At 53.6% G+C, this 19173-nt stretch carries 19 protein-coding genes; 3 read left to right on the forward strand and 16 right to left on the reverse strand.

Annotated elements, in window-relative coordinates; all coding sequences use genetic code 11:
• Window positions 1-57: 57 nt before the first annotated feature.
• Both VMF88_14840 and VMF88_14845 read left to right on the forward strand, forming a co-directional pair.
• The gene (locus VMF88_14840) at window positions 58-2562 is read left to right on the forward strand and encodes a hypothetical protein (GenBank protein ID HTY12336.1); all 2505 of its coding nucleotides are present in this window, start codon (window positions 58-60) and stop codon (window positions 2560-2562) included.
• A gap of 119 nt (window positions 2563-2681) precedes the next feature.
• Window positions 2682-4865, forward strand: a complete 2184-nt coding sequence (locus VMF88_14845) for an adenylate/guanylate cyclase domain-containing protein (GenBank protein HTY12337.1) — start codon at window positions 2682-2684, stop codon at window positions 4863-4865.
• A 112-nt stretch (window positions 4866-4977) separates the two neighbouring features.
• On the opposite strand, the gene VMF88_14850 is transcribed toward VMF88_14845, so the two are convergent.
• Window positions 4978-5391 carry a hypothetical protein gene (locus VMF88_14850; protein ID HTY12338.1) on the reverse strand — a complete coding sequence of 138 codons (414 nt, stop codon included), beginning with the start codon at window positions 5389-5391 and terminating at the stop codon, window positions 4978-4980.
• 287 nt (window positions 5392-5678) lie between these two features.
• Here VMF88_14850 and VMF88_14855 point away from each other — a divergent pair, with 287 nt between their 5' ends.
• Window positions 5679-5870 carry a CPXCG motif-containing cysteine-rich protein gene (locus tag VMF88_14855; protein ID HTY12339.1) on the forward strand — a complete coding sequence of 64 codons (192 nt, stop codon included), beginning with the start codon at window positions 5679-5681 and terminating at the stop codon, window positions 5868-5870.
• Window positions 5871-5959: 89 nt separating this feature from the next.
• Here the strand turns inward: VMF88_14855 and VMF88_14860 are convergent, their stop codons facing one another.
• From VMF88_14860 to VMF88_14930, 15 genes are all read right to left on the reverse strand, one after another.
• Entirely contained in the window at window positions 5960-6667 is a 708-nt protein-coding gene (locus VMF88_14860; GenBank protein HTY12340.1) for a succinate dehydrogenase iron-sulfur subunit, read from the reverse strand.
• A 51-nt stretch (window positions 6668-6718) separates the two neighbouring features.
• Window positions 6719-8476, reverse strand: coding sequence for a succinate dehydrogenase flavoprotein subunit (gene sdhA / locus VMF88_14865; GenBank protein HTY12341.1), 1758 nt, complete (start codon window positions 8474-8476; stop codon window positions 6719-6721).
• Between the two features lie 76 nt (window positions 8477-8552).
• A complete protein-coding gene (locus VMF88_14870) occupies window positions 8553-8906 on the reverse strand; it encodes a hypothetical protein (protein HTY12342.1) in 354 nt (117 codons plus the stop codon).
• A 29-nt stretch (window positions 8907-8935) separates the two neighbouring features.
• Window positions 8936-9349 carry a succinate dehydrogenase, cytochrome b556 subunit gene (gene sdhC, locus VMF88_14875; GenBank protein HTY12343.1) on the reverse strand — a complete coding sequence of 138 codons (414 nt, stop codon included), beginning with the start codon at window positions 9347-9349 and terminating at the stop codon, window positions 8936-8938.
• Between the two features lie 142 nt (window positions 9350-9491).
• Window positions 9492-10376 (reverse strand): permease-like cell division protein FtsX, encoded by an 885-nt coding sequence (locus VMF88_14880; GenBank protein ID HTY12344.1) that lies wholly within the window; start codon window positions 10374-10376, stop codon window positions 9492-9494.
• 21 nt (window positions 10377-10397) lie between these two features.
• Window positions 10398-11240, reverse strand: a complete 843-nt coding sequence (pheA, locus tag VMF88_14885; GenBank protein HTY12345.1) for a prephenate dehydratase — start codon at window positions 11238-11240, stop codon at window positions 10398-10400.
• Window positions 11241-11250: 10 nt separating this feature from the next.
• Window positions 11251-11763, reverse strand: a complete 513-nt coding sequence (locus VMF88_14890; GenBank protein ID HTY12346.1) for a hypothetical protein — start codon at window positions 11761-11763, stop codon at window positions 11251-11253.
• On the reverse strand, window positions 11760-12344 hold the full coding sequence (locus VMF88_14895; protein ID HTY12347.1) for a hypothetical protein: 585 nt from the start codon (window positions 12342-12344) through the stop codon (window positions 11760-11762). Before VMF88_14895 ends, VMF88_14890 begins: the two co-directional genes overlap by 4 nt.
• On the reverse strand, window positions 12334-12930 hold the full coding sequence (recR, locus tag VMF88_14900) for a recombination mediator RecR (protein HTY12348.1): 597 nt from the start codon (window positions 12928-12930) through the stop codon (window positions 12334-12336). The genes VMF88_14895 and recR overlap by 11 nt, the downstream gene beginning before the upstream one ends.
• Entirely contained in the window at window positions 12930-13280 is a 351-nt protein-coding gene (locus VMF88_14905; protein ID HTY12349.1) for a YbaB/EbfC family nucleoid-associated protein, read from the reverse strand. Before VMF88_14905 ends, recR begins: the two co-directional genes overlap by 1 nt.
• A gap of 64 nt (window positions 13281-13344) precedes the next feature.
• Entirely contained in the window at window positions 13345-13950 is a 606-nt protein-coding gene (locus tag VMF88_14910; GenBank protein HTY12350.1) for a D-sedoheptulose 7-phosphate isomerase, read from the reverse strand.
• A gap of 33 nt (window positions 13951-13983) precedes the next feature.
• Window positions 13984-14727, reverse strand: coding sequence for a geranylgeranylglyceryl/heptaprenylglyceryl phosphate synthase (locus VMF88_14915; protein ID HTY12351.1), 744 nt, complete (start codon window positions 14725-14727; stop codon window positions 13984-13986).
• Between the two features lie 64 nt (window positions 14728-14791).
• A complete protein-coding gene (gene alaS / locus VMF88_14920; GenBank protein HTY12352.1) occupies window positions 14792-17650 on the reverse strand; it encodes an alanine--tRNA ligase in 2859 nt (952 codons plus the stop codon).
• Between the two features lie 6 nt (window positions 17651-17656).
• Window positions 17657-18850 carry a thioredoxin fold domain-containing protein gene (locus VMF88_14925; GenBank protein ID HTY12353.1) on the reverse strand — a complete coding sequence of 398 codons (1194 nt, stop codon included), beginning with the start codon at window positions 18848-18850 and terminating at the stop codon, window positions 17657-17659.
• Window positions 18851-18860: 10 nt separating this feature from the next.
• Window positions 18861-19151: an ATP-dependent Clp protease adaptor ClpS gene (locus tag VMF88_14930; GenBank protein HTY12354.1), complete on the reverse strand. Its 291-nt coding sequence runs from the start codon at window positions 19149-19151 to the stop codon at window positions 18861-18863.
• Between the last annotated feature and the right edge of the window lie 22 nt (window positions 19152-19173).

A 19173-nucleotide genomic window follows, 5' to 3' on the forward strand; every position in this document is an offset into this window, starting at 1 on the left:
AAGAATGTTAACGGAAATCGCATTCACGAACTGTTCACGATTCGAGGAGAACTACGTATGAAACGAGTAACGATAATGTTGTGGACTGCTCTTGCGGCGGTAATGACGGCGGCGGTCCGCGTTTGTGCGCAAGATTCGGAAATGCCCCGGATCATGGTTGTTGTCGACGAAAAAATTGACGACAAGGATGCTACGGCGCAAAAAGTGACCGGAAAGATTGAGAGCGCATTCCTTGCCAAAGGCTACCGGCTTGTCGACAAATCTCAGTTTGAGACCGTCCGCGCGCGCGACCTTTCGCTCGGCGATCTGAATCCGACAAAGGCCAAAGAGCTCGGCCGCCGTTTTGGCGCAGAATTGATCATTGCCGGAGGCGCACAGGCCGTGTTCGGTGAGGAACGGGAGACGTACGGCATCAAAACGGTCGAGTATACTGCCGACGGAGAAGTCAAAGTCATTATCACCGACACCGGAGACATCATTGCTGTGTCGAGCGCGACATCCAAGAAAGCGTCGCAGGGAAGGTCCCAGGCAGCGTCGAAAGCCCTCGATGAACTCGGGGATTCGCTGGCGTCGGACCTCCTGGCAAAAGTGCAGATGAAACTGAAGGACATGAAAGAGCGGCCGGTCGCCGTTCAGCTTGCTCTCTTGGGGGTGACCGATGCTTCGCTCATGAAGATCGAGCAGGAACTTCCGGGCAAGATTCCGATGATTCAAAAAATGAAGCTGCGGTACATGGAAGGCGACGCGGCAGTGGAAGATGTCTGGATCCGCGGCTCGATCGACGATTTGCGGAAACAATTCTCTTCGATGTCCGACTATAAGGTCGAATCGTTCACCGGGAACCGCCTTGATGTCAATACGAAGGTGACAGGGACGAAAACGAGGGTCAGCTACACGCTTCCCGGAGCGCTGGAGATCTCCGAGTTCAACGTCGACAATATATTCCCTGCTGCATACAACTATTACGCCTATAATCCGATCGGGCAAATTACGATTCACAATACGGGAAAGACGGACGTTGGCAACGTCAAAGCGAGTTTCTTTATTCCAACATACATGCAATTACCATCCGAACAGATGATCCCTCTCCTCAAAGCCGGTGCGACAGAGTCGTTCCCTGTCTCGGTGACGCTGGATTCAAAGCAGCTCCTCATGGTCAGCGAGAATACGGTGGCCCAGATCAAGGCGGAGCTGTCGTACACCGCGGGGGGAGAGGCGAAGTCACGCAGCCTTGTCAAGCCGGTCACGGTCTACAGCCGAACTTCGATCACCTGGTCGCGGCCGAATTCGGTGGGCGCTTTTATTACGTCGAACGACGATGCAGTGAAGAATTTTTCCAGGTATGTTCTAGGCTCGGTAAAATACGACCAATCGATCCTCGAAGGGGCGCCGCGCAATCTGCTGAATGCAATGACCGTCTGGGAAGGCATTCGCGCCCTCTCGATCAACTATGTCAGCGCGCCGTGGAGAGTCGCGGAAGCCGACCTTCTTGACGACGTTCAGTTCCCGCGAGAGACGCTGGCAAATCACACGGCGAACTGCAGCGGCAGTTCCGTGCTCCTCGCCGCCTGCCTCGAGAATATCGGGATTCGGACGGCGCTGGTCGGCACGTCGGACCATGTCTTCATCATTTTTGATTCGGGCGTGAACAAAAAGAATGCATCACGGATCAGCCTCGACGAAAAAGATTACATCGTCAGGGACAACACGGTCTGGATCCCGCTGGAGACGACCATCATCAATCATCCGTTCGCCGAAGCGTGGAAGCTTGCCGCCGACGAGTACTACAAGATCGCCGACTCGAAGGGGCGGCTGGACATTATCGACGTGCGTGCTGCATGGGAACAATTCCCGCCGGCGAACCTCGCCGTCAACGTGAAAGCCGCCGAACCGCCTGCGGCGGATAAAGTTTCTTCCCTGATGAACGACGACATGAAGAATGTGTCGCAGATCTCCGCCCAGATGTTGAACCGGAAAGTAGCGGAACTGAAGAACCAGGGGGATGAACAATCGTGCAATCGGGCCTCGATGTATCTTGCCAACGCGGGACGGTACGCCGAAGCGGCTGCCATGATCAAAACGTTCACATCCCCGATGGCAAAAAATAATCTCGGCAATATTTATCTGATGCAGGGAGATTCCGCCAATGCGTGCAAGAACTATTCGGCGGCGCTCGACGCCGATAAAAGCGACGGCGGCATCGACCTCAACATAGGGCTGCTCCAATATCTTGGCGGCGACCAGGAGGGGACGGTGAGTTCCTTCGCCAGTGCGATTGCAAAATTCCCCTCTCAGGAAAAAGCGTTCTCCGAACTGGGGATCGACCATATTGTCGCCGAGATGAATAAAACGCGCGGCGCCGAAAAAGGGGCGACAGTAGACCGGAACGAACTGCAAAGCCTTCTGTTCGCGGCCCTGCAGGATGTCGCAGCCAAAAGCGCTTCGCGGCCGAATACTGCCCGGATCAGAAAAGGAGAAAATAAGTTCGTGTTTGGAGGGCGCCGCGGGATCGACCCGACGCAGCTTTCGAACATCAAAGATTTTCTCTATTGGAAAATATAATCCGAAATTCAGTATATTGGGGCTGTCCGACATCGAATGGTGTCTGGCAGCCCTTTTTCTTGCATCGGGCTCGCTGAATTGTTGCCGAACCACTCCTCTACCACAAAGGGTCACGCCGAATGAAAAGAACATTGATGAAGCTGGCGGTTGGGATTCTTGTTGCGGCCGCGTCGATGGCATTTTCTCTTTACCTCTTTCACACCAACTCGATAGAAAATACGTTCGGGTCCAATTTCTTTCCGGCGCTGGAGCGCAAATCGTATGACGCACTCATCCGTGCCCGGGGTGAACGGCCTCATACCTCCAACGTTGTCATTGTGAAGATCGATGAGAATACGTTGAAGGAACTCGACTATCCCGTTCCTCGCGATAAGTTCGGCTCGCTGCTCGGCATTATTTCCGCGAGCGGCGCGAAAGCGATCGGCGTCGACTATTTTTTCCCCACCGTCAAGCAGGACAGCGCCTCGCAGTTTCAGAACAGCTTGTTTCTGCGGCTTGCGGCGTTGTCGAACCACGTGATCCATGCCGTCGGTCCTTTTGTTCCCAGTGAAGACATCGGGGAACTCAAGGCGAAGGACGTTGACAGAGAGGCGTACGCCGTTCTTCACCCGTTCGCTATCCCGACCAGAGGGGCACGATTGAATTTTCCGCGCGCTACGTATATCGACGAACGTCCGTTCGATTCGCTCGCTTCGCTCGGAAGCGGTGTAGGGCATGTGCTGCTCAATCCCGACTCCGTCGACGGCATTATCCGTAAAATGCCGTTCCTTGTAGAGTACGCCGGCGACTATTATCCGGCATTCGGCGCGGCCCTTGCATTCCATGCGTTGAATATAGACCTCAAGTCCGTGACAGTCACACCCTCCGAGGAAGGCATGATGGTTCATGCCGGACAGCTGGAAATTCCGGTGACCCAGCACGGCGAAATCCTCGTCGATTACGCAGGCAAGAACAGCATCTACAAGGAGATCTCTTTTTATGATGTTCTCGACGCCTTCACCCGCGGCGATGCGCAGGTGCTTTCCATGTTCAAGGGGGCCGTCGTCATCATCGGACCGACTGCGCGCTCCATCGCGGACATCGGCGCGACCCCGGTGTCAGAAAAGTCTCCGAACTGTTATGTGCATGCGAATGTCTACGACCAGATCATGACGGATCACTTTATCAGCACGGCGTCGTTCGGTGCGCAGCTGATCCTGCTCATCATCCTCACGCTCGCCGTCGCCGTTTCGTCCATGCTGTTGAAACTGCGATGGAGTCTTCCTATAGGAATATTCCTGCTGGGAGGATACCTGTGGTTTGCGTACTCGGCGTTCGCAAACACGGGGACGATGTACAGCCTTACGGAACCGATCTTTGCGATCTTCTTCAGTTATGCGGGAGCGATGAGCTACATTTCAGCGACCGAAGGGAAGCAGAAGACGCAGATCAAAGCAATGTTCCAGAAATACGTCGATGCATCGGTCGTTGAGCAGCTGATCGACAATCCTTCCCTGCTGAAGCTCGGCGGCGAGGAGCGCGAGATCACGACATTGTTTGCGGACATTGAAGGGTTTACAAGAATGGCTGAGAAGCTCGGTCCGCAGAACACCGTCGGCCTTCTGAATACCTATTTGAGCGAGATGACGAATATCATCATCGAGGACCGGGGGACGCTGGACAAATATATCGGCGATGCGATCATGGCATTCTGGGGAGCGCCGCTTGACGATCCTGACCATGCTGTGCACGCCTGCGCTGCCGCACTGCGGATGCAGAAAAGGTTGGAGGGACTTCACACGAAATGGATTCATTTCGGGCGGCCTGTCGTGAATCAACGGATCGGATTGAATACAGGCAAGGCGGTCGTCGGCAACATGGGAGCCGAGACAAAATTCAACTACACCGCGGTCGGCGACGCAGTGAATCTTGCGTCCCGTCTCGAGGGAGTCAATAAGGAATACGGCACGCGGCTGCTGATGAGCGAGTTCACCTACCGGCGCGTTTCCCAATCGGTGCTCGCACGCGAAATGGACCTTGTGGTTGTTGTGGGGAAAACCGAGCCCGTCCGTATTTATGAATTAATAGGGATGGCTGACGAAGTGCAAAACGACTCAACGAAAAAATTTCTCGATTATTATCATGCTGGCCTCGAGGCGTACAAAAAGCGGGCATGGAAAAGCGCCATCGATCAGTTCCAGCAGGCGCTCCAGATCCGCCGAGATGATATCGTGTCTAACCTGTACATCCAGCGGTCGACGATGTTCATCGATGCTCCGCCCCCTGAAAACTGGAATGGCGTTTTTGTTATGACAAAGAAATAGTAGGCGGGTTAATGCACGTCAGTACAAAACAAAGCCCCGACGTTCATCGGGGCTTTGCGGTTTTACCTCACCCGCCTTCCAGGCAGGGGATGATGCCGAAAGATGCTTAATGCTAGTTAAGCTTGGTCGGGGTCTGTGTCTGGTTCGTCACTGTCATGTCGTATGACGGGAACGTTCCATCGCTCAACGCGGTCTTGCCAACGCCGTGCAACACTACCGTCGTCGCGGTTCCTGCCGTCTTCACCGTGTAGGTTCCGTTCGCGTTATTTGTGAATGCCGTCGACGCGAGAATGCCGAGACCCGTTGCATCTGCCGTCAAGCCGACGAACGAATTTCCGCCTCCGCCGAGGGTTGTCGGCTTGGCATAATATTGCTGCGCTTTGGCAGCCAAGGTTGTTAAGTCCGCGATCACCGCGCTGCGGTTTTGATCGACGGCGTTATCCTGGAACATCGTGATACCGACTGCCACGGCGATACCGACAATGATGACGCCCAAGATGATCAGAAGCAACTGTTGCTGGCCCATGGTAAACTCCTATTGTTATTGTTTGATGGTTGAGTGATGTTGGTTTTCTATTGTCTAAGTGTAATGGTCAATATACTTGCATTACTCGTGCCAAAAATTTTACCTTGATTTTTGGCCCGTAATCTGATCGATTTCTTTAGGAATAGAGATTTTTTACCACCACCAGGTCATTTTTACCGACCAATGTTTCTTTGAAATAATGATCGGAGTTTGCTATGGGCAGGCTTTGTTAAGCCTTGTATACATTAAAAAGCCTCAATTTGAGAGATTGTGATAGCGAGTATCCTATGGAGTACGTGAAAACCGTGGAAACAGAATGTCCTTACTGTTGGGAAAGGATTGAGCTGGTCATTGACTGTTCTGTGATACCTCAAGAGTACATCGAGGATTGTGAGGTATGCTGCCGGCCGATCTCTGTCTCGGTGGCTCAGGCGGAGGACGGCTCTCCTCAGGTTGAGGTTCGGCGGGAAAACGAGTAAACCTCAAAAAATAAGAAAGCCGGCTGCGACGGCAGTCCGGCTTTTCTCACGATTGAATGAAATCGACGTCCTTACCGTCGGTCTCTAGTCTACAATTCCCTGCTGACCAATGCCTTCTTCAGCTGAGAGATGTGCCAGGTAATGTTGATCTCTTTTGGGCAGGCTTCAATGCAATTGAAAATCGTATGGCACCGCCAGACCCCATCCTGAGTGTCAACGATGTCGAGGCGTTCGTCTCCGGCTTCGTCCCTCGTATCGAACGTGAACCGGTACGCCTTCAGCAGAGCCGCTGGGCCGAGATAATTTTCGTTCGTCCACAGCGAAGGGCACGACGTCGAACAGCATGCGCATAAAATGCATTTCGCCGACTCGAAGAGCTTTTCGGCATCCTCGTTGCTTTGGAGGCGCTCCGTTTCCGGGGGGTTCGTTTTGGAGATAAGGTACGGCTTTACCAGTTCGTACTTCTTGTAAAAATCTGTCAGGTCGACCACGAGGTCTTTGATGACCGGCATCGAAGGGAGCGGTTCGAGCGTGATCACTTTTGTGCAATCGAGCACCCCGAGCAGGATCGAGCAGGCAAGCCGGTTCCGTCCGTTGATGCGCATCCCGTCCGAGCCGCAGACGCCGTGCGCGCACGAGCGCCGGTACGTGAGTGATCCATCCATCGAACCCTTGATCTTTTCGAGCACGTCCAGGACACGCCAGGTTTCATCGACACCGTCGACAACGTACTCTTTGTAATAAGGAGTCGTATCGGTCTCTGGGTTATACTTTTGAACGCGAAATGTTACCTGCATTGGACCATCCTCAATTAGGTGAAAAAGAGTGCAGAACGTCCCTCGATGAGGTTAGTAAACACGTTCTTTCGGCTGGAACTTTGTGATGACCACCGGTTTGTAGGTGATCTTCGGCTTTCCGCCGTTGTTGTAATCGATGAACGTATGCTTCAACCATTTCTTATCGTCGCGCTTTGGAAAATCTTCCCTGGCATGCGCGCCGCGGCTTTCCTGCCGGTTGAGCGCAGAGACGACAATGGTTTCGGCCGTGCCAAGGAGATGCCGTAGTTCGATCGCCTCCATGAGTTCCGTGTTGAATTTCTTCCCGTGGTCTGCGATGGAGATATGTTTGTAGCGGCTCTTCAGATCGTGGATCTCGCCGGCCAATTCTTTCATCATCTTTGCTTCGCGGTATACCGAGCACTTGTCCATCATCTTTTCCTGCATCTCCATCCGGATCGCCGCTGCATTCTCGCTCCCTTTGCTCGAAAGGATTCCGTCGATCATTTCACGCGTTTTCCCGTCCGGGTTTTTCGGAAGGGGGGTGAGGTCCGCGTCGTCCAAATATTCTGCGATCGCTCTGCCGCCACGCCTGCCAAAGACGATGATATCGAGGAGCGAGTTCGTCCCCAGCCTGTTTGCGCCGTGAACCGAAACGCAGGCGCATTCTCCGGCGGCATAAAAACCCGGCAGGACCTTTCCTTTCGCGTCAAGGAAGACACGCGCATCGTTATCCGTCGGGATCCCTCCCATCGCATAGTGCGCCGTTGGTTGGATTGGTATCGGCTCTTTCAACGGCTCGACGCCAAGGTACGTTCTGGCAAACCCCGTGATCTCCGGAATCTTGTCATGAATGACCTGTGCGCCGAGATGCGTGAGGTCGAGATTGACGTAGTATGTTCCGTCGCTCCCCTTGATGCCGCGTCCCTGTTTGATCTCCGTGTAGATCGCGCGGGAGACCATATCCCGCGGCGCAAGGTCTTTCACCGTCGGGGCGTACCGCTCCATGAACCGTTCGCCCGCGCTGTTGCGCAGAATCCCTCCTTCGCCGCGTGCGGCCTCTGAGATAAGGATCCCCAGCTTCCACAATCCGGTCGGGTGGAACTGAAAGAATTCCATGTCCTCCATCGGGATTCCGTTCTCGTAGGCAATGTTGCACCCGTCGCCGGTTCCTATCAGTGCATTCGACGTTATGCGGAAGGCCCGTCCGTATCCCCCCGTTGCAAACATCACTGCCTTGGCGTGGAAGATATGGATCTCGCCCGTGGCAATTTCCATCGCAACGACGCCGCAGCAAACGCCCTTGTTCATGATAAGGTCGGTGACAAAAAATTCGCTGTAGAAATGGACTCCCTGTTTGATGCAGCTCTCGAAAAGCGTGTGAAGCATGACGTGCCCGGTCCTGTCCGCAGAATAACAGGCGCGGCGGACGGCGACTCGCTTCGAATTCGGGTCGGCGGGATTTTCGGGACGCGTATGCCCTCCGAACTTCCGCTGGGCGATTTTCCCGTCAGGCGTACGCGAAAAGGGGAGCCCCATATGCTCGAGTTCAATGATCGCCCGGATGGCGTCGCGGCACATGATCTCGATCGAATCCTGGTCGCCGAGATAATCGCTCCCTTTGACCGTGTCGAACATGTGCCATTCCCATGAATCTTCTTCTTCATTCGCAAGCGCTGCGCAAACGCCCCCCTGCGCCGTCCCCGTATGCGAGCGCGACGGATAGACCTTCGACAAGACTGCGCAGGTGCGTCCCTGCGGAATTTCCAGCGCGGCACGAAGCCCCGCTCCGCCTGCCCCGACGATAACGACATCAAACGTATGAACCATTGACAACTCCGATAAAGAGCTCAGGTGCTGAAATAAGCCTTCGTAGATTTGTGCGCTTCCGAAGGCGCCGAGTGAATTAGAATGAAAGGATCGTTGCGATGCCTAAACTGCCGAACGTGATTCCCGCGAGATAGAGAAGTCCGAGAAGAGTCCAGCTCAGCCACGCCGGCATTTTAAAATCGCGAAAAATATTCCATGTGCCCGAAAGCCCGTGGTATAGTCCAAGCACAACGAAGGAAATCTGCAGCGCCTTATACAGCGGATTTTGCATCCGTGCAAGTACGGCGTCGTACGTATGACCGGAATCGAGATGGTAATGCATGAGAATATAGTGCCCGATAGCGACCACAAACAACGCTACGCCCGAGACCCGCTGCAGGTACCATGCCGGCGCTCCCGAACCCCGCGATCCATAATATTTAGAAGACATAGTGTCGATCCCTTTTGGGAAAAATGATGTTACTTCACCGCAGCCACGGAGTGGATCGCGTCCTGCGAGAACATGATATACCCCATGCCGAAGAAGAGGATGAGTCCGACGATGACCGCGGCATAGTACAATTTCTTATGGTAACGGGCCCCTTCTGCCAGGTCCACCAGCACGATGCGGATGCCGTTGAGCGCGTGAAAGAGGAGGAACGCAAACAGGAACCACTCAAGGAAAAGAAACAGCGGAGTCCTGAACATCAGCATCTCGGTGTCGAAGGCTTCTTTCCCTTTTTGAAGGGACATCAACGCGAAAATATGCAGCATGATGTAGCCGGTTAAGACGAGCCCCGTAATGCGGTGAAGAGCCCACGCCCAACTTCCGGAGAACTTATGGTATGCTAGGAGGACCTTGGCCCAGCCGCTGGCAGGATAATTGCTTGACATGCGAATTACGCTCCTATGTATTGCTGCAAAATGATGGTGATGATAACGGCATCCGTTCATCGCCACAGGTGTTTCTCAGTGGGATTAGAACCGTACCAATGTAAAAAACAATAGTGAAAATCACAACTCGAACCGCGGCCGTTCAGTTCGTGACCGCAACGCTCTCGCTGATGAACTTCCGCACAGAAATCACGCTTCCGATGAGTCCGAGAAGCGTTCCCGCCGTAAGGATGATGAGATAGAAGGCCGGCTCGACGAACACGATCGCCGCCAAATCTCCGCCGAAGATCCTCGAAGCGTATGCAACGACGAGATAAATGACCCCCGAAGAAAAGAGCCCTCCCAACAGGCCTTGAATGATCCCTTCGACGACAAAAGGGAGGCGAATAAATGTTCGTGTCGCTCCGACAAGCTTCATCGTCGCGATGATCTTTCTTTTGGCGTAGATGGCGAGCCGGATGGTGTTGGAAACAAGGAAGATCGCAGTGATCAGAAGCGCGATGCCGGCGGCGAAGCTGGCGACCGCGAAGATCTGCGCGCGGCGGTCGAGCAATTCGAGCAGCGTCTTTCGGTAGATCACATCGTCGACGCCGGGGACTTGTTTCAGCTTAGCGTACACGACTTTCGCACTGTCGGTATTCTTGTATTCCTTCTCGAGGTATATTTTGAACGACGGGGGAAGGGGGTTGAAATCGAGGATGTTGTGGATGTCTTCACCGTACTGCTCTTTGAAGATCTTCGCCGCCTGTTCTTTGGAAATGTATTTCACCTGCTGGATTCCTGCGATCGCAAGGATCTTTTTTTCGATGACGGGGGAAGACTCCTCCGTGACCGGTTCCTCGAGGAATGCCTCCATCTCGACGCGGTCTCGCAGGGATTCGACGATCTGATTCGTGTTGCGGAAAACGATGGTGAAGAGTCCGAGGAGAATGAGCGAGATCGTGATCGTAAAGATCGAGATGATCATCGACAGACGGGCACGCTTGAAGCCCGAAATCCCTTCTTTGAGGATGTAAAAAATGTTCATGCGGCGGCTCTTATCGGTCGATCATTGAGGGTTGACGATAGTTCCGGTTTCATACGAACCAAGGCTTTTGAAATAGGACGTGAGCTCCTGCAAATGGTTGAACGCATTGGCGCATTCCTTTTCTCGCGCATCCCCTTCAATGTCCAGATAAAACAGATACTCCCATGGCGCGCCGATGATCGGCCGCGATTCGATTTTGAGAAGATTGATGTTCCTGAGCGCGAACACGGAGAGGCATTTGAAGAGCGCCCCCGGGATATTCTTGGTCGTGAAGATCAGGGACGTTTTTGCGTTTCTTTTCGGCCGTATTTGCTTTGTTCCGATGATCACGAAGCGGGTAAAATTTCTGTGGTCGCTTTCAATTCCAGCACGGAGAACGCTCAGTCCATAATCTTCAGCCGCCTGGAGACTGGCGATCGCAGCGGCATCGCGGCGGCGCTCGGCTGCGATCATTTTGGCCGCTCCCGCGGTGTCGTAAAACGGGTTGACTGTGATCCGCTTCATCGACCGAAGATATTTTTCACACTGACCGAGGGCCTGCGGATGCGAAAAAACGGCGCGAACGTCTTTGATCTTCACTCCGGGAAGAGCAAGCAGGTTCATTTTGATCCGGAGCTTGATCTCGCCGGTGATAACAACGGGAAATTTCCACAAAAGGTCGAAATTCTGATGGACGCTGCCGTGAAGCGAGTTTTCTATCGGGACGACGGCGAACGCAGATGTGTTCCGGACCACGTCCTCAAAAATTTCGTGGAATGTTTCGCGCGCGATGGTCCGGCAGGCATTCCCGAAAAACGCCTTTGCCGCCTGCTCGCTGAATGCGCCGGGCTCCCCTTGGTACGATATTTTTAGCTGTGAAGGCATTCGGTCATCGTTAGAAGTTCGATTCATCGTTCCAGCGCGAGATCTTCCACTCGCTGTTCACGCTCGGCCGCTCGAGCGTCAGGCTTGCATAACCGTCGATGTTGACGATATCCGTCGGGCTGAACGTGACGGTGAGGTTGAAATTTCTTGTCACGTTCACGGAGAGGTCAACCGTGTCCCCCTCAACGGGGACGGAACCGTTCCAGACAAGGTCGAGGCTCTGTGCGTTCTGAAACAATCCGTTCGTGGTGCGCATGTCGTCGTCGCGCCCCCAGGAAACATCGGCGCCGATGTCGTAATCGAGGTAGACGAAAATAAAATCCTGCGCGAGCAATTGTCCGTACACGGTCGTGTCCTTGAAGAGATACGCCTGCTTGAAATTTTGAAAGACGCCGTCGATGGTCTTCTGGTCTCCCAGCACCGAGTTGTTCAGTTGGTTCGATGTATCCAGTGCCGGGGCGAACGGATTGAGACAGCCGCACAGAGACAACGAGCATGCGAGAATCACAGCTGCCGCTTTCATTGGCTGAATTGCCCTTTCAAATCGCTCCAGGTCAACGCCGCGCTGTTCGACGACTGCAAATCTTCCCAGCGGTCAAGGACCCACGTTCCGGTGTTCTTGTTAAGCAACGTTGAAAAACGGACGTGGCCGGAATACGTCGTCGGCGTAATGAACACCGAATAATCGGCTTCATAGAGAGCAGAATCCGACAGGAATGTTGTCGTGACGCTGTTGGTGAACGAGACGGTCGGGGTAAATCCGGAACTGACACTCGCCATGACCTTCCTGAAATAATTCAGTTCGGCTTCGGTCGTCCACCGAGAAAAAATGGCGGAGTAGCTTGCAGACGCTTCTTGCGTCGGAACGAAGACGTACGTTCTGCCATCGGTGGAAAGGTCGGCGAATATTTTTTCGTAATCGCTGAAGTTCTTGTTTGCAAAGCACGCCTGCAAGTTCGCGATGAGGATCTGGGGGCTGGCAGCCGGCGGGTTGGCGGTATTTCCCTGGCTCGGCGGCTGCGGGTCGCGCGTTTTTAACAGATCGCACGATCCTGTCGCAAAGACGAGGAGAAAACAAGCCGGAAGAAGGTACTTAAAGCGCAATGCGTCCCTCCAATGCGCGCGACAGCGTCGCCTCATCCGCAAACTCCAGCTCTCCCCCGATCGGGAGGCCGCGGGCGATGCGCGTCACGTTCACATTCAGCGGCTTGAGCAATCGGGAGAGGTACACGGTGGTTGTTTCACCTTCAATGTTCGGGTTCATTGCAAGGATGATCTCTTCGATGTCGTCCGTAATGCGTGCGAGCAGTTCTTTGACCTTCAAATCCTCCGGACCGATATTATCCAGGGGCGACAGCGCCCCGCCGAGCACATGGTACAATCCGTGGAACTCGTTCGTCTTTTCCAGCGCCATCACGTCGTTTGGTTCTTCGACCACGCAAATGACCCGACGGTTTCGTTTTTCGCTCGAACAGATGTTGCACGGGTCGCTCTCGGTAATGTTGCTGCACACGGAGCAATACCGCACCTTGTCCTTCATGTTCAGCAGGGCGCGGGCAAAGTTTGCGACTTTTTCACGCGGCATTTTCAGGACGAACAACGCCAGCCGGAGAGCCGTTTTCTTTCCGATTCCCGGCAGCTGGGCAAATTCTTCGACGAGCTGTTCGACCGATTCGGACGTATAGCGCATTACATTCCCGGAAGATTAAGCCCCGGAATATTCGGCAGCATTCCGTTCGTCACTTTTGCCATCTCCGATTGCGCCAGCTTGTTCGATTCCTCCAGCGCTTTGTTCACCGCCGCAACGATCAGATCCTCAAGCATATCGCTTTCCTGCGGATTGACCACTTCCTTTTCGATCGTGATCTTCAGTATTTGCTGCTTCCCGTTCGCGGTGACCTTGACCATCCCGCCCCCGGACTCGGCGGTAACGGTCTTTTGTTCAAGCTCTGCCTGGACTTGCGCCATTTTCTCCTGCATCTTCTGCACTTGTTTCAGCATTCCCTGCATATTGCCGCCCATTCCCGGAAAACCTTTCATAGTATCTGCCTTGGGAAAATGTGATTGAAAAATTTCTTTCCTTCAACCATCTGCTCGGTCCTTCTCACCCGAACATCTCTTGCTCGACCTCCTGAAATATAATATGCCCGATCGTTATATGTCCTTCCTGGATTCTTTGAGTGTCGTTTGAAGGGACGATGATCGCGAGATCAACCAGCTCCTTCGACGCACCGCCGTCCTTGCCGAGGAAGGCGATCGTCGCCATTTTTTTCTCCCGGGCTTTCTTGAATGCCTCATTCACGCTCGCCGAATTGCCGCTTGTGCTGATGCCGATGAGGACGTCCCCTTCGGTGCCGAGCGCTTCTACCGATCGCGCAAAGACCTTGTCATAGCCGAAATCGTTTGAGCCCGCGGTCAAGGTCGACGAATCGGTGGTCAGGGCAATGGCGGGGAGTCCGGAGCGTTTGATTGAGGGGGAGAGGCGGACCACAAATTCGGTCGCGAGATGCTGGGCATCCGCCGCGCTGCCGCCGTTGCCGCAAAGCAGGATCTTCTTTTTATTGTTGAAAGCGGCAATGATGATATCGATCGCTTTTGAGATATCGGCGTTGCACTGCTCGGCGATCTTCAACTTCGTTTCAGCGCTTGCTTTGAGTGAATCCTGAATGAAGCTCTGTCGATAGACGAGCGTCAGCGGAAGGTGAGCCATACTCGTACTTTCTGCGTGTCCGGCGTTTGAGTTTCAGCGATGATGAATTGCGGAAGCGAACTCTTTCATTAATCCATTCGTTCCGTTTTGCTCCAGAACATTTCCCGTAACGATAAATTGTGCTCCCGCGTTCACTTTCTTGTAAGCCGCTTCGGCGGTGCGGATTCCTCCTCCGACAATGAGGGGGACGGAGCAATGATGCGATACCGCGGCAACCATGTCATCGGGAACGGGCTGCTCGGCGCCCGAGCCGGCCTCAAGATAGATGAACTTAAAGCCGATAAGCTCAGCAGCAAGAGCATGGGCCACCGCGATATCCGGCTTGTTGCGCGGAAGCGGCTTGGTGTTGCTCATGAATTCCGCCGACGTCGTTCGTCCGGATTCCACAAGCATGTATGCCGTGGAGATCGCTTCGAGGTTCATTTTCCTGATGATCGGCGCGGCGGTCACTTGGCTTCCGATAATGTGCTCGGCGTTGCGCCCGCTCAGGAGCGACAGATACAGAATTGCATCGGCTTCTTTCGATATCTGCTGAACGCTTCCGGGGAAGATCACCACCGGCACGTTCGCGATCTTCTTGAGAGTCTTGATGCACTCTTCAAACGTATCGGCAAGGACAAGGCTTCCTCCGACGAGGAATCCGTCAACGCCTGCCTCCGAGGCCTGCTCGATAAATTTAGGGAAACTCTTTTCATCGATCTTGTCGGGATCGACGAGAATGAAATATCCCGCTCCTTTAGTTCTTGCCGCAGAGATCAGATTTTGATAAACCGACATGATCGTTCCCGATACATGAGAGGAGGTTAAGGTTTTTCATTTTTTAGGTTTGATTTTTGACCTTTTACAGCATTCCTTCTACCACCGCCGCGACGTTTCCCAGCGCTTCATCGAGTTTTGCGACATCTTTGCCTCCGGCCGTCGCGAGATGCGGCTTCCCGCCTCCCCCTCCGCCGACAATCTTTGCCACGGCTCCGACAATCTTTCCCGCTTGGATGTTCTTTGTCTTGATCAGATCGTCGCTCACAACGCAGACGAGCGCCACCTTATCGTCGATGACCGAGGCGAGAAGTCCGACGCCGCTCCCCATCTTGGAGCGGAGCGTGTCGCCGATCGACTTCAGCGTTTCCATGTCGGCCGCTGTGACTTTTGATGCAACCAGTTTGAATCCGTCCACTGCCCCCGCTTTTCCGACAAGAGCTTCGACGTCCGACGCCGCTGATTTCAGGTTGTATCTCGCCAGTTCTTTTTCGAACGATTTCTTTCTTTCCGACAGCTTCAACAAGTAGTCTTCCAGGGCACGGAAACGGGCCTGCAGGTCGACAAATTCCTTCGTCAATTCTGCCGTGATCACAGCCGCAGGGACTTCAGGGATCTGCTCCATCGCGCGGAGCTGAATGTCGAGGTTCAGCGTCTTTTCTTTAGACAGCGGGGAAGCGCCGCCGCTTAGCCGGATAATTTCTTTCTGGAGGGATTGGATCTCGTGGATAAGCTGGTATCCCATCTCGACGCGATCTTTGTATGAAATGTTCTGAATTTTCAGATACTCGACCGCAAAATTGCTCGTGATTGCCTCGATGCGCCGCACGCCGCTGGCGCTGCTCGACTCCGAGCGGATTTTGAAGAACCCGATCTCCCCGGTATTTTTCACGTGCGTGCCGCCGCAGAACTCCTTGCTGAAGTCTCCGAACTGCACGACATTCACCCTGTCGCCGTATTTGTCGCCGAAGAACATCAGCGCCCCCATATTCTGCGCTTCTTCAAACGGGATATTGCGCCAATGCGTCAGTTCAACGCCCTCTTTGATCTTCTCGTTGACGATATTTTCGATCTCAGCCAGCTCCTGTTCGCTCACTTTTGCGAAATGTGCGAAGTCGAACCGCAAATGTTCGGGGGCAACAAGCGAGCCCGCCTGGTGCACATGCGTGCCGAGGACCTTCCGCAGCGCCGCATGGACGAGATGCGTCGCAGTGTGGTTGCGCATGATGGAAAGGCGGCGCGGTTTATTGACCCGTAATTTTGCTTTCTTTTCCTTTGACAGCCTATTATGCATCTCGGCAAGCGAAGCAAAATTTCTTAAGTAATGGGCGATAAAATTGGATTCTTTGCGCGTGTCGACAATTTCAAAAACAGCTTCTCCAACATACACGTTGCCCGTGTCGCCTACCTGCCCGCCCGATTCAGCATAAAAAGGGGTGACAGGCTTATTGATGAGAAAATAATCCGCTTCTCGAGCCGCATTTGATCGGACGCGATTGATCCAAATTTCCTCGATGCCATTGACATCTTCTTCAAGCGAGTCATAATCGAATTTTGCGGTCAGAATTTTCTTGGATAGTTCTTCAGTCGCCCCCGGAATCTCAGCCATTGTTGCACGGCTGCCGCTTCTTGAACGATGGCGCTGCTCTTCCATGAGCGCCTGAAATCTTCCCGCATCAACATGCAATCCCTTTTCGCCCGCAATGAGGACTGTCAGGTCCAGCGGAAATCCGAAGGTATCGTATAATTTAAATGCATCTTCGCCGCTTATCACTTTCAACGTTGAACTCACAGCTCGTTGTGCCGCTTCCCCGAAAATTTCCAACCCCCTGTCCAGCGTCTGATTGAATCCTTCTTCCTCGCCCTTGATGACCCTCTCGATGTGCTCCTGCTGCTCTTGAATTTCCGGGAAGACATGCGACATCGTCTGAACGAGGGTGTTGACCAGCCTGAACAGGAACGGCTCGCGGAATCCGAGATTCCTTCCGAACCTTGCGGCCCGGCGGAGAATTCTCCGAAGCACGTACCCGCGTCCTTCGTTTGAAGGAATGGCCCCGTCGGCGATCGCAAATGTGAGTGCGCGAACGTGATCTGCAATGACGCGCATCGCGACATCGGCGTCGCCATCGTTGCCGTACGGCTTTCCCGATAATGCTGAAATTGTATCGATGAGCGGAGTGAAAACATCCGAGTCGTAATTCGAGGCCGGACGCTTGAAATTGTTCTTCATCGCCACCATCACCGAACAGACACGCTCGAATCCCATGCCGGTGTCGACGTGTTTCATCGGCAGGTTTTCGAGTTCTCCTTGTGCCGTTCGATTGTTCTGAATAAAGACGAGGTTCCAGATCTCGATCACCTGCGGCGAACCGGCGTTGACGAGCGACGCCGGCGCGTTCCCTTCGGGCGTCAGGTCCATATGGATCTCAGAACATGGACCGCACGGACCGGTTTCCCCCATCTCCCAAAAATTATCCTTCTCGGCGAACCTCAGAACATGTGACGGATTGATGTCGGTAACGTTCTTCCACAGGTTGAAGGCTTCGTCGTCAGTGTTATAGACGGTTGCCCAGAGCCGTTCCTTGGGAAGTTTCCAAACACCCGTCAACAATTCCCACGCCCATCCGATCGCTTCTTTCTTGTAATAATCGCCGAACGACCAGTTGCCGAGCATTTCAAAGAACGTATGATGATATGTGTCGCGGCCGACTTCTTCGAGGTCGTTATGTTTCCCGCTGACGCGGATGCATTTTTGTGTATCGGCTGCGCGGGTGTAATCCCGTTTCCCCGTTCCCAGGAAAACTTCTTTGAATTGATTCATTCCCGCGTTCGTGAAAAGCAGTGTCGGGTCTCCGTGCGGTATCACCGGCGCGCTCGGAACGATGCGGTGCCCCTTCGATGCAAAGAAGTCGAGAAAGGATTGTCGTATATCGCGAGAGTTCATCGGGTGTTACGGTTTTGCTTCGAGTGATGCATTGATCTTCTTCAGAAGCTCTTCGGTTTCCTGAACATCTTCTTTGCCTTGTTTGCCGTTCGCGATGGCCCGCTCAGCATATTCTTTCGCTTTCTTCAGCTCTCCGTTCTTATAGAGGAGGGCAGCGTAGGTGTCGAGGAGCATATATTCCGGCCGAGTTTCGACCGCCGCTCCCATCCACTTTGCGGCGCGGGCAACAACGTCCTTGTTGTCGCACTTCAGGTAGACCGTCCAGCTGTAGCTGTTCATCGCATTTTCATCGAGCGCATTGCCTGAGCGTTTTGCGCTGTCGATGAGGTCGGCGTATCTTGTCCAGCGATTTGTCCCGCTGTAAAAACGGAGCTGGTAATTTAAGTTGATCTGGGCGATCGGCCCGATAGAATATTTCTCCGCAGCCGCCATGATTCTCCGCAAAGCCGGCTCGTCGTCCGCCTTGATGGCACGGTTCAGGTCCGAAGAAAGGAACGTGCCGACCGTCGACTGAACATCGTTGGCTCCGTACATCCTTTTCAACATCTCAAAATTGTCGTAAACGAACCCCCGGTAGTTATCGTTCACTTGCGAGCTGAACCGAAAAAGAACAGACCAGGCGACTTCGCTTGCAAGCTCGGGGGAAGAAGCCAAAAACGAGTTCACGGTCGCGCTGTCGGGACGCTTCCTGAGGCTCCCTTTCAGAAACGAATCTTTATAGAATTGGGGGAACCCTGGTTCGAGGGAGGCCGAGACACCGGTCAGATGTTCTTGTTTTGAGGGATCGAGTGCCGCGTTGAGGGCTTCCAGGAACTCTTTCGGCTTCAGATATCCGAGGATCCGATAGACGAGCTTGCCGTCCGTGGTGAAAATGAGAAACGAAGGAAATCCGTTGACGCGGTATTTCTCGGACATCACCAGCCCGAAGCCGGTTTCCATCTCGTATTTCACCGGAACGAATTTTTCATCCATGAATTTCGCGACCGCACTGTCGGAAAATGTCTCTTTGTCCATCACCTTGCACCAGACGCACCAATCGGTATATGCGTCCACGAAGACGAGCTTATTCTGCTGCGCGGCGATGATCAAAACGTTATCCCACGAGGTGGTCGTGTCTCTGAAATGGATCAACTCTCCGGCGGTTCCGCTGGATGCAAGGAACGCCAGCGCCATGAATATCATTGATGTCGTTTTTTTCATGTCATTCTCTCTATACTTCAATTTGTGTCATTAATTCGATTTCTTCGAGGATGCGCGTGATTTCAAGGCAGCGCCTCAACTCTCCGGTGTACACGCACGACTTGCCCGTGTTATGGACTTCCCACGTCAACGCTTCTGCTTTTGCGTGGTCGCATCGCAGCGCTTTGATCAGCTGGTTGATGACCTCGTCGAACGTGTGGACCTCATCATTAAAAAGGATCGCCCGGACAGGATCCTTTACCTTTGTCTCGTCAACGACGTCTTCCAGGACATCGGAATCTGCCTGAGGTTTCTCGTCCATTGCTTCTTTCTTCTTCACCCGA

This window comes from Bacteroidota bacterium (genome assembly GCA_035506275.1).
GTDB lineage: Bacteria > Bacteroidota > Ignavibacteria > UBA10030 > UBA8401 > JAGVPT01.